We start from the raw sequence: 11,982 nt of genomic DNA on the forward strand, positions 1-11,982 counted from the left end.
TGAGGCTCGTTTACAAAAAAGTTCCATCACTGCCTTGAATTTCTTCTTGAAGAGATACTCTTAATGCTTTTCTCCCACAACGTAGATAGTAATATAAGTTTTTTTTGTTTCGAGAAAAATCATATTTTTGTAATTTATTTTCTGAGTAGTCAGTCTGCGAGAAAGTTTCATATTTAAAAGCTGGTTTATAACCAAGAGAAGATCTTAAGTTGCGATTGAGAGATTCAATTCCATAAATTGCCAAACCAATCCCCAACCAAAAGATTAAACTCAAAATTAGAATAGTTAGATTAACTGATAAAATGCCCACAAGTTGACTGACTATCTGCTCAATTCGGATTACAGGATCATTAATATAAGGTGGTAACTGGTTGGCAAATAAACCTGCAGCTATAGTACCCCAGATACCACAACCCAAGTGGACGGGAATTGCGCCAACGGGGTCATCGATCTTCAAAACATCTAGCAGTTGCTCAATTAATATAATCCACAAACTGCTAACCATCCCAATAAAGAGAGCAACCCCTAAACTAACGTAAGCAGAAGAAGCTGTAATACCTACTAACCCTCCCAAAATACCATTAATTACTAAAGATAATGTTGCCTTTTGACGACGTAAACCTCTTAAAAACAATACAAAAATCCCTCCTGATGCACCCGCCATCATAGTGGTGGTTATGATATGGGGAAGATCGGTAATAGAACGAGTTGCACCGCCATTAAACCCCAACCAACCTAACCAAAGAATTAGACAACCTAAGGTTGACAGAGACAAACTATAGTAACTGAATGTTTGAGGATGACTAGTAAATTTATTTCCTGGGACTTCATCGGGATTATAACCTTGCCAACCTCTGCGAGGTCCAATTAAAATTGCTCCGACCAAACCGGCCATCCCGCCAACAGAATGCACCACTGTTGAACCAGCAAAATCAAGAAAATTAAAGTTAACTGCCAACCAGCCATTAGGATTCCATACCCAACGACCAGTTAGAGGATAAGCGATCGCCACTAAACAAAAGCTAAACCAGAAAAAAGCCCAAAACTTGACTCTTTCTGCTGTGGCACCGGAAACAATAGTGGCAGCAGTTCCTGCAAAAACTAGCTGAAAGAAAAATGCTACCACCATAGGCTGTAGTGGATAGAGTGTTTGCAGGCTAGCAAAACTGTTGCTATCACTAAATGGTGGTTCAAAAGCCAGAAAGAAAAAGCCTGTTTTCCCTAACCAAGCATTGCCATTACCAAACATTAAACCAAAACCAAGTAACCAAAAAGCCAAAATTGTAATACAAAAAACAATCAAGTTCTTAGCCAATATATTGGTTGAGTTTCTAGTTTGACACGAACCTGCCTCTAACATGGCAAAGCCAGCGTTCATAAAAAATACTAAGCTGCCAGCAATAACCAACCAGAGTGTATCTAGAAACTCTAGATTGACGGCTATTGTTTCTTGAGCTAATGCTGGTTCAATAACAACAAACAACAGAATGCTAATTATGAATAAACCAAAATATCGATAATTAAATTTAATTGACCTGGTTTTGATTGCCACTTGATGAATACATTAGTGATACTTCTTTTTAAGATATTAGCTTCCCAACGTCTTAAAATTCTAAAATTCTATACTAATCATGTAATCAAAACCAAACAATTAATTTTGCAAAATCAAGGAAAGTGCAGGGTTTTCAGAGTCTAAATTAGGGATTTGCTTAAGTAAACTAATTTCTTTAGCGCAAGTTTCTTGAATAATTCTGAGATTGCGATCGCGTTTTTGTCCTGGTTGAATTTTTTTAATTAAATTAACTGCTGTATTAATCTTTAGCAAAGCTTCGTGATATTCATGGGATATCTCCTCTTTAATTTGCAATTGTTCTAGTTCTTTAACCCTTTGTTCTAGGATCTCAGCCCTTTGGTGTTCTCGATCATATTGTTGTCTTAATTTTTCCTGTTTTGCTAAACGAGTATGAATTGCACCCAATAACTCTTCTCTGGTAAATGGCTTAGTCAGATAATCATCTGCCCCTAATTCCATGCCTTGTCTAATATCTCCTTTGTCAGACATAGCTGTCAGAAAAATAAAAGGAGTTAGAGAAGTCATGGGCAATTCTCGCATTTCGGATAGTACTTCATATCCGTTCATTTCGGGCATCATGACATCACAAATAACGAGATCGGGTATATTTTCTTGAGCCCATAAGATACCTAAAATGCCATTTTCAGTGCTAAAAACTGCAAAATCTTCGGCTTCTAGAAGTTCGACAATATTCTCTCGAACAAATAATTCGTCTTCAATTACTAAAATTTTAGTCATAGTGTTTACTTTGAATAAGAGAAATTAATAATTAATTTGTCAATTAATATAAAATCGACCTCTTAAGGTCTTGCTTAATTTATAACCTTTATTCGACAACTAGATAAGGCAAAGTAACAGTAAAAGTTGAACCAACTCCCTCTTCGCTGTTCATGGTAACTGTTCCTTGATGTAAATCTACGGATCTTTTGACAATGGGCAATCCTAAACCAGTACCTGGAATTGTACCTACGTTATTAGCTCGATGAAAAAAATCAAACAATTGATCTTGATCTGCGGGAGGAATTCCAATGCCAAAATCCTGAATTTGGAAAATGGCTTGTTTCGATTGGCAACTCAAATTAAAAATGACTCGATCACTATCTGGAGAATATTTAATTCCATTTGACAGCAGATTAGTTAAAATATGCCTCAACATTTTTTCGTCCATATAGACCTTGACAATATCATTCTCACTAAAATCTGATTGCTGATTACAACTATTTTCAGCCTCTAAACTAGACTTACTTTGAAAAAGAATTTGATGAGTCTGTGTAGTAAGCTGTATTTCTTCGACTATATCTTGACAGAATTGAGGGAGATTAATTAGAGACGGGTTTAACTCTAACTTGCCGGCATCGGATTTACCAAGTAGGAGAACATCATTTAATAACTCCGTCATGTGTTTGACTGAAGCTTGAATACGCTGTAAGTGATTCAGTTTTTTGGCTTCGCTCCATTTATGACTGTAATGTTCTAATAGCTCGGCAGAAGATAGGATCGAAGCTAGAGGAGTCCGAAATTCATGGGAAGCCATAGTCACAAATCGGCTTTTAAGTTCGTTGAGTTTTTTCTCTTGGACTAAAGTTCTCCGGATATCCTCTTCTGCTTGTTTGCGTTCCGTAATATCGCGAATAATAGCCATTACTTCATTAACCTCACTGATGGCAATCCGAACTTCATAACTGTGAATTTTATCCTCAGTGGGAAGTTGACATTCTAAAATCTGCAACTCTCCAGTAATAAAAGCCCGTTCAATACAGTTTAAGGTTGGCAATGCTATTTCTTCGGGAAATACTTCCTTAATGTGTTTGCCCAGAAATTGTTTCTTAGGGGTAAGCAAATTTTCAGCCGTAGCAGCTTTGTAATTAACAAAAACACCTTCTCTACTAATACGAAAGATTAAATCGGGAATCGCATTAAGAATTGCTCGATTAGTTGCCATGCTTGAGCGTAAAGCATCTTCAGCTCTTTTGCGCTCCATAATCAGACCTAACTGAGAAGCAACTGAGCTGACTAATTCTACTGTTCCCTTATTTTCTGTACGAGTCGAAAAATCAAAAAAGACAAATACAGCAATTACTTTTTCATCGGCAATAATTGGCACTCCTAAAGCAGTTTGTAATCCTGATTCTTGAGCAATTTTGCCTCTAACAACAGATGCTTCAGTCTGTTGAGTAACGTCTTCAATCCACTCGAAGTTCTTTTTAGACCATACTCTTCCAGCTATACCAACACCACTAGCAAAATTGAATTCTAAGCTAGCTTCGCGAAAAGATTTTAGTTTTCCTGTATTACTGTAACAAGACGGACTTAGAGTGAGAATATTATCTACCTCATTAGGAAGCCAAGCTTCGCCATAACTCCAGCCCACAGTTTCACAAACCTTACGTAAAGTAATGGCGATCGCACCATCGAAATTAAATGCTTCAGTAATGGCTTGAGTAATAGTTTGCAATAGACGAATTTCTTGTTCTACGCGCTCCCGTTCTGCAATTTCAGCTTTTAAGGTTTCGTTACTCTCAGCTAATTCTATGGTGCGCCTTTCAACTCGATCTTCTAACTCTTGGTGTGCTTTTTTGAGTAATATTTCCGCTCGTTTACGTTTGGTAATATCTGAGATATAGCATCTAACTAATTTACTGGTAGAAATTAGATGGATGGACTGTTCAAAAATTTTTTCTTCTATGGCAACTTCGCGTACCAGTGCAGTTTGTTCTTTAGCTTTAACTAAAGGAATTATTCCCCTTAAAATAGGATGTTGCAATTTATCTTGCTTAAGACTAGGAAAACTTTTGATAGCAGCTGGATTTAGATAGGTAATATTCCCTTTAAGATCGATTTCTACAATCGGATCGGAAAATAGTTCGGGAAAAGAAGCTAACCGTTCTAATGAATGTTGAATTGATGCTTGTTGTTCTTCCTTTTGCTTAGATAAAGTTGTTCGTTCTTCAGCTTGATCAGGATTACTGGTTAAGGTCTTACGGTAATCAGTTCGACGAGAATTGTCTAGATCACCAAAAAAACCAGAAGGGATCATCAAGTCTTGCTCATCTTCCAAAAAGAGTGAAGGCTGTAATGGATTGGTTGCTGATGGTTCGGCTATTGCATGATATGTGGCGATAATATCTTCACAGAATGTGATTACATCTCCATGTTGTAAATCAAAAGAAAAACAAACATTGCCGTTCACTTTGATGCCATTTCTGCTACGCCGACCATTGAGATCTCCATCAATCAGACGGAACTGATGACTTTCAGTTCCAGGTATTGTAATCCTCAGTAGGGTTGCATGATAACGGGAAATTTGAGATGAATTCAATACGATTTGATTATGAGCAGCACGACCAATGGAACAAGTTTTTGATTCCAGGTTAATGGTACGTTGTTCATTCTGCTCTTCAATTATTAAGAAATGCTTTTTGGGTTGCAACTTATTCATCAATGTTGGGAATCATCAAAGCAAAAATATTGGAGAATTAATACTTATAAGGTTCCCAAAAGCATTATCTAAAATAACATTTCGTAAATTTTAAAATCATCTGTTCCTTAAATTTCACCAAGGCTGTTGCCTTGGAGGGAATAGGGAATAGGTAACGGGCAACAGTGCTTTTCTGTTCCCGTCTTACGTGGTTCTACTAGCTACGTGCGACTCAGCGTAGCCCACGCGCTGTTCCCTTGGTCTGAAGCCCTGTCTTTCAAGACGGAAGGAGTTTGGGAGAGGTTTAAATCCTCGCACCATTCTTGTCACTATTCCCTATTCCCTGTTCCCTTTAAAAGATTCCCTATTAGTAATGCCATTTTTTAAAGTGGAATCAACTCCGGAAAGTTAAGTAATAATTGTTCACTGTCAAGTTCATCTCCTAACTTAGCAGGCGAAAAATGAATTTGAATTGCTCTTAGCTGTTCTTGATAGTGAAGATTGATCAGGGCTTTGAGTCCATATTCTAAAGCTTCTATATCTGCTAAATTATTCTCCAGATCGGGGGATTCGCCCTCGAAAGCAACGGTTAAAATGATCACCAAGTTGCTAGTTATCGGTAAAGATAAAGGCTGGTCATCGTCAATATCTTGAGTGGGATCAATTTCACTGAGATATCTTTGGGCGGAGTCGGTAAATAATTCATTGACGTAGTCTCCTGCTTCTCCTTCGTCCCACAAGACATCTCCTTCATTAGCAGCCGATTGCCAGTAATTACTCATCTGTAAGAGATTTTGACAGACAGCAACTAATCCTTCCCCCAAGACTTCTAGATCTCCCTCGGCTTCGATTGCTTCTCTTGCCACACGGTTAAGCACTCCTAACATAGGAGCAATTTCTTCGCCTGCCAGATGAATAAAAATACGAGAAACTACAAAGCGGGTTTTGCCACTAAACTTGGAAATGCGATCGCGCCAGGAAGTCATAGTCAGTAAAGCTTAAGGTTATTTATTAACTTACCATTATTACTATTGTTTACTCGTCAAAAGCTAAAATTAGGTCGAATAAATTAGCTAGTAATTTTACCGCGTATCAAAGTATGAAAATTTTATTTTTACACCCTAATTTTCCTGCTCAATTCCGCCATTTAGCCACAGTATTAGGACAAGATCCGCAAAATACAGTTGTTTATGCTACCAATCGTCACGAAGGTCAGATCGCAGGGGTTAAAAAAGTGATTTATGAAAAATCTCGTCCCGCTCGTCCCGAAACTCACCATTACGTTAGACCATTAGAAAATGCAGTTTTAGAAGCTCAAGCGGTGTATCGCGTCGCCCAGCAATTAAAAGACCAAGGTTTTTATCCTGACTTAGTTTATGGTCATTCTGGTTGGGGTCCAACTTTGTTCATGAAAGATATTTTTCCAAAAGCCACTTTGCTATGTTATTTTGAATGGTTTTATAAGGCTTATGGCTCAGATGCTAGCTTTGACCCCAGCGATCCGATAACTGCTGATGATGAAGCCAGAATTAGAATCAAAAATGCACCAATTTTACTAGATTTAGCTACTTGCGATCGCGGACTATCTCCCACCAACTGGCAGCGATCGCAATTTCCCCAGGAATTCCACAGCAAAATTAAAGTCCACCACGATGGCATAGATACTAATTATTTTCAACCACTACCAGATGCTAAGTTATTTCTCCCCCGGATTAACCTCGATCTGTCTCATGTTCCAGAAATTATCACTTACGTCGCCAGAGGGATGGAACCCTATCGCGGTTTTCCCCAACTAATAGAGACGATTTCCCTCCTGCAACAGAAAAGACCTGAATGTCACTTTGTGATTGTGGGCAAAAATCGTGTCGCCTATGGCAAGAATCTCCCCGACGGGAAAACTTACAAAGAAGCTATGCTGGAGAAGTTTCCTTTAGACCTAAATCGGGTTCATTTTACTGATTTACTGCCTTATAGTGAATATCTTCAAGTATTGCAGGCTTCTTCGGTTCACATCTACCTTACTCGTCCTTTTGTGCTTTCTTGGTCAATGCTGGAAGCTTTATCTACAGGCTGTTTAATCGTTGCTTCTGATACGGCTCCCGTTACCGAGGTAATTACAGATGGAATTAATGGTTTATTAGTCGATTTCTTTTCTCCTCAACAAATTGGCGATCGCGTAATTGAAGCTCTAGACAACCCTGAGAAAATGGCAGCAATTCGCACTAAAGCCAGAGAAACTATTTTAGAACACTATGATCTAGCTAAGCTATTACCTCAACATTTGCAATGGGTTCAAGAATCAGTTTCACAACTATAAGCTATTTACTTAGGTAAACTCTAAAGCTTAAAGCTTAGAGCTTAGAGCCAAGACTTTTAAAAAGGTGGTTTTTTAAACTTGATAATCCTGGCTGGATTACCCACCGCAGTCGCGTAATCAGGAATATCTCGAATTACTACCGTCCCCGCACCAATAGTACACCACTTGCCAATACGTATTGAAGGTATAACCACCGCACCAGCACCAATATGAGTTCCTTCTCCTATTTTTACATGACCACATAAAGTAGCGTGGGGAGAAATATGAGCGTAATCCCCAATCTCATTATCATGGTCAATACTTGCCGCTGTATTAATTAAAACGTGTCGGCCAACTTTCGCTGCAGATTGTACAATCGCTCCTTGTAAGATCACTGTGCCCACACCAATAGAAGCTTTGGCGGAAATGATCGCTGTGCCATGAATTGCTTGGCCATATTCCGCATTACTTCGGAGCATTGCATCCAATTCCGCTCGTCGTAAATTGTCTCCCACACTTATGATTAATGGCGCATCCAACTTAGGAAAACTTTCTCCCTGAACTCGAATACCTGAATCAATTTCCATCGTCTTCAGCTTAGCTCCAGAGGGTTTATCGTCAAATACCCCTTTCACTTCGACACCGAGGCTATTGAGAATATCTGTAATAACCTTGGAATGACCACCTGCTCCGTACAAGTACATATAACCAACTGAACAATAACAAATAAAAATATTAGCAGTTTAAGTTAAAGGTATATTAAACTCGCATTTTTTTAATAATTTTAAAGTTTTTGGAGCAAGGGAGTGAACAGATTCAAATTGTTATATAGCGATCGCCAATTTAAAACTAATTTTAGTCACTACTGTTGATTTTAAATATTTTTCTTAAACGCTTTATTTAATCCCATTTATGAACTAATTTCTATATTAGAGTTACTTGGGAAATAATACTGTGTTCAAGAAACAGAATAAGCTTTCTAGTTCCAAGCCAAAAGTTTACGATATTATCGTTGTTGGCTCGGGTATAGCCTGTTCCTATACTATAATAAACTATATTGAGCGATTAAAAAGCCACCTGCCTGCAAAGACAATCAAGATCGCAGTACTAGATAAATATGGTGAATTTTGGAGTGGAATTCCCTATGGTAGTAGATCTGGCAGACAATCTTTAATCATTACTGCTCTGAAAGAGTTTTTGCCACAACCCGAGCGCGAAGTGTTTATCAGTTGGTTAGCTGCAAACTATACTTTGATATTTCACACTTTAGAACAGAGACCTGGAATACTTTCTAGAGAATGGTTGCTATCTTATGAAAAGTCAATGCTTCAAGGTGATTGGGATGAATTGTTTATACCAAGATATATTTTTGGCTTATACATAAAAGACCGTGTTGAAAAACTGCTTGAAGAAGCTCAAGAAGAAGCATATCTTCAATGCAATCTTTTTGCTGCAGATGTAACTAATATCCAAAAATTAGATGATATCTATCAAATTGAATATTCCGATCAAGTAAAAGATGAATCCCATATCCTAGGGCAAAAAGTGATCTTGGCTATTGGGAGTCCACCCAATAAAATTGGTTTTCTCGATCAATTTGATGTTTCAGAACAATCTAACCGTACCAACAATAATTTTTGCTTTGTAGCAAATATGTATGAGTCTTCTCAAGATGATAATGTTGAGCGTATTTTTAAGTATTTGAAACAATCTGATGATAATCGCGACAATCGAGTATTGATCATCGGTTCTAATGCTAGTGCTCTAGAAACCCTTTATAGCCTTAATGATGTTCCTGAAGCACAAGACTTAATTAGCAAATTTATAGTGCTCTCCCCCAATGCTCAGTTCCCCCATCGCATTGACAACAAGCCTGTTTCGACAACATTTATTCCCTATCACTTAACATCCTTAGTAAAAGGTCAGAATTTTACAGCGGAACAGATATTAGAAGCAGTTAAACAAGATGTAAATTTTGCTCTAGAAAACAATGAAACCGTCAATAGTACTTACACGATTATCTCCAAAAGTGTAATTGATGCTCTGAATAAACTTAGTTTTGCCGAACAAAAACTGTTTGTGACTAAATATGGAGTTGAAATCGGTAAATATCAAAGACGTGCTGGCTCCGATTATCTAGACGTAGTTGAAAAACTAATCTTTGAGGGTAAATTAGAATTTCTCAAAGGTAAGTTTGTCAGGACTATTTCTTTGGCATCAGGGGGAACAGGTTTTGAATTTACAATTTCCAATGGTGAATCCAAACAAAAGTATACTAGTCCAATTGCTGTGGTGATCAATTGTGCCGGCTTTCAAGATTTAACCAGATCATCTTCCCCCTTAATCAAGAATTTAGTTCAACAAAAAATTTGCATTCCCAATAATTCTAAGTGTGGTTTTGAAATGAATGAAAATTTTGAGGCTAATGAGAATTTCTATTTAATGGGTCCACTTGTAGCAGGCAACATCAACAATAAACTAAAAGTCTGGCACGCTGAAAGTTGTGGCAGAATCATCAAGCTCTCACAGCAGTTAGCAGAAATTTTAGTTTAAGCAATTGGCTTGAGCCAAATATTTAATAATTACGTAGTTGTAATGTGACCAATTTTTTAAAGAAACCTATGACTGTGCTGACTTATTGTCCGTAGTTCAACGCTCGGAAAAATTTTATAAATTTAATTAATCACATAACCGATTCCATTTATAGTATTGGTAAATTGAGCATTTTTATAACTTAAGTACATTTTTAAGCTGTAAAAATTTTCAGCAGCCCACACTGTCTAAAAATTGTCCGATGAAAAACTTTTTTACCAAAATACCCCAGAAATATAAAATACCGATTTTTTCTCTGGTTGGCTTACTTTCTCTTGCTAGTGTTTCCTGGAAACCCCTCGCTATTAGTTATGGTAATTGGCTGGCAGCGGGAGAGAGTAATCCCACAGGGGATATGTCTGTCTTGTTGTCAGGAAGTGAAGAACGTTTGGAAACTTTAATCAAACTATTTGAAACAGGTAATGTTAACGCTATTTACTATGCAGCAGGAGTTGATGAAACCTTATCTGATCTCGAATCATATCGAAGTATATTTTCTAAGTATGATATCCCCAATGATAGTTTGTACTGTGGTGAGTTAGTTAGAAGTACCTTTAATGAAGCACAGGCATTTCAACGCAAACTTAAAGAAGTTGAACGTCCTGTTGAAAAAATCGTCTTAGTTTCAGATCGCTATCATTTGCGAAGAGGAATATGGAGTTTTCAACAAGTATTGGGGAACGACATGAAAATTGCTGCCTATTCGACTCCTAGTTCACCTGAGATAGCAGCTCAACAGTGGTGGAAATACCCAGATGCTCGGAAGCAAGTATTTAGAGAAACTAAAAAATTAGCTTTTTATATGCTTTATTACGGTTTACTAGGGAAAGAATCTCTGATTACTCATGGAGATGTTAACAAAGTTCTTAAAGGCAAATCACCTAAAGGAATAGACGAACCTTGTCCCATTGTCTTACCACAACTAGCTGATTCAACATCATTATTAAATTAATTAAATCAATAGCATTATCTTTCTCAAGGGCAAACTGCTGTTTGCCTTTACAGATCATCATGTCTTAATTAAAAACTGAGTTGATATTAAGTAGGTAGGCAGAATAATTTATAAAACCATACTATTAAGCTGTTCCCTGTTCCCTGTTCCCTGTTCCCTGTTCCCTGTTCCCTTTTTCCTATTCTCTTGCCGTAGGCATTTTATATTTAATTACACCCACCTACTTATATAGTTTTTAACTCCTAATTCCGAACCATAACAAGCTAGTATCTAAGATCCGCTATATGTGTTGCATTGCCGAGCAACCATAGAGTAACAGCCGTTAAAATTAAACACAAAATACCAGCTATTCCTGCTAGAGGTTGTTGATTTATTCCAGTGAACCAATTGTCTTTTTGTGTATAGGTAACTAACTGTGCCGAGTCGATGCAAGTCAAACCCCAGATCCATCCTGCATGAAGTCCTATAGCTAAACCCAGACTACCTTCATCTACTAGTCTAGCTCCGATTAATACTATTCCCATCAGCCATAACCCAGGAATTTGGGGAAGTGTTTCTTTTCTCTCCCAAATTAAGTGTAAGAAAGCAAAAATAATACTAGAAATAGCAGCAGCAAACCAGTAAGGATAATCAATTAGCAATGTATTGAATGTATAACCACGAAATATTAATTCTTCGATGAGACTAATTAGTAAACTCAAGCACAAAATAGGAAAAAGCAAAGGCAATAAATTTTTGCCATTTTGCCAATACCAACTTACCGATTTAAAGATAGATTCTAGGGTAAAAATAAGCGTTAGACTAACTAGACTAACAAATAGCCCTATTAATATCGAAAGCAGAATACTGGGCTGTAGTCTTAAACCAAGTTCGGCTAAAGATAAATTTTCTACTTTAATTTTCCACTCCATAATTAGCGGAGTTAGAACGTATAGAGATGCTAAGAAAATTAACTTTTGCTTTGGTGTTAAGATTTGATTTGGTTGCCAGCCGATTAATCGAGATACAGTAAACGCAATTGGCAACCAGATAGCAGCCCATACTCCAAAAAAGGTTAATACTTTAAACCAGGATGTATCGAACATCTTGAGTATTTGTGGATAACAGCATATCGCCCTCGTTATCAAAGACGATTTAAATCAGAAAATTTA

At 37.3% G+C, this 11,982-nt stretch carries 9 protein-coding genes; 3 read left to right on the top strand and 6 right to left on the bottom strand.

The window, feature by feature from the left end; all coding sequences use genetic code 11:
* Positions 1 to 10: 10 nt before the first annotated feature.
* The 4 genes from PLEUR7319_RS0113795 to PLEUR7319_RS0113810 all read right to left on the bottom strand — a co-directional run bounded on the left by PLEUR7319_RS0113795 (position 11) and on the right by PLEUR7319_RS0113810 (position 5,977).
* Positions 11 to 1,552 carry an ammonium transporter gene (locus tag PLEUR7319_RS0113795; RefSeq protein ID WP_019505823.1) on the bottom strand — a complete coding sequence of 514 codons (1,542 nt, stop codon included), beginning with the start codon at positions 1,550 to 1,552 and terminating at the stop codon, positions 11 to 13.
* 99 nt (positions 1,553 to 1,651) lie between these two features.
* Complete coding sequence (locus PLEUR7319_RS35290) at positions 1,652 to 2,311, bottom strand: response regulator transcription factor (RefSeq protein WP_019505824.1); 660 nt, start codon at positions 2,309 to 2,311, stop codon at positions 1,652 to 1,654.
* An 88-nt stretch (positions 2,312 to 2,399) separates the two neighbouring features.
* Positions 2,400 to 5,012, bottom strand: a complete 2,613-nt coding sequence (locus tag PLEUR7319_RS0113805; protein WP_019505825.1) for an ATP-binding protein — start codon at positions 5,010 to 5,012, stop codon at positions 2,400 to 2,402.
* 362 nt (positions 5,013 to 5,374) lie between these two features.
* Entirely contained in the window at positions 5,375 to 5,977 is a 603-nt protein-coding gene (locus tag PLEUR7319_RS0113810; RefSeq protein WP_019505826.1) for a DUF1517 domain-containing protein, read from the bottom strand.
* A 113-nt stretch (positions 5,978 to 6,090) separates the two neighbouring features.
* On the opposite strand from PLEUR7319_RS0113810, the gene PLEUR7319_RS0113815 reads away from it, so the two are divergent.
* On the top strand, positions 6,091 to 7,308 hold the full coding sequence (locus PLEUR7319_RS0113815) for a glycosyltransferase family 4 protein (protein ID WP_019505827.1): 1,218 nt from the start codon (positions 6,091 to 6,093) through the stop codon (positions 7,306 to 7,308).
* A 56-nt stretch (positions 7,309 to 7,364) separates the two neighbouring features.
* Here PLEUR7319_RS0113815 and PLEUR7319_RS0113820 read toward each other — a convergent pair whose 3' ends face one another.
* A complete protein-coding gene (locus PLEUR7319_RS0113820; RefSeq protein ID WP_019505828.1) occupies positions 7,365 to 7,991 on the bottom strand; it encodes an acetyltransferase in 627 nt (208 codons plus the stop codon).
* 250 nt (positions 7,992 to 8,241) lie between these two features.
* Here PLEUR7319_RS0113820 and PLEUR7319_RS0113825 point away from each other — a divergent pair, with 250 nt between their 5' ends.
* Entirely contained in the window at positions 8,242 to 9,840 is a 1,599-nt protein-coding gene (locus PLEUR7319_RS0113825) for an FAD/NAD(P)-binding protein (RefSeq protein ID WP_019505829.1), read from the top strand.
* A gap of 241 nt (positions 9,841 to 10,081) precedes the next feature.
* Positions 10,082 to 10,831 (top strand): YdcF family protein, encoded by a 750-nt coding sequence (locus PLEUR7319_RS0113830; protein WP_019505830.1) that lies wholly within the window; start codon positions 10,082 to 10,084, stop codon positions 10,829 to 10,831.
* Positions 10,832 to 11,094: 263 nt separating this feature from the next.
* Here the strand turns inward: PLEUR7319_RS0113830 and PLEUR7319_RS35295 are convergent, their stop codons facing one another.
* Positions 11,095 to 11,916, bottom strand: a complete 822-nt coding sequence (locus tag PLEUR7319_RS35295; protein ID WP_019505831.1) for a CPBP family intramembrane glutamic endopeptidase — start codon at positions 11,914 to 11,916, stop codon at positions 11,095 to 11,097.
* Positions 11,917 to 11,982: the final 66 nt, after the last annotated feature.

Origin of the sequence: Pleurocapsa sp. PCC 7319, from assembly GCF_000332195.1 — a bacterium.
Classification (GTDB): domain Bacteria; phylum Cyanobacteriota; class Cyanobacteriia; order Cyanobacteriales; family Xenococcaceae; genus Waterburya.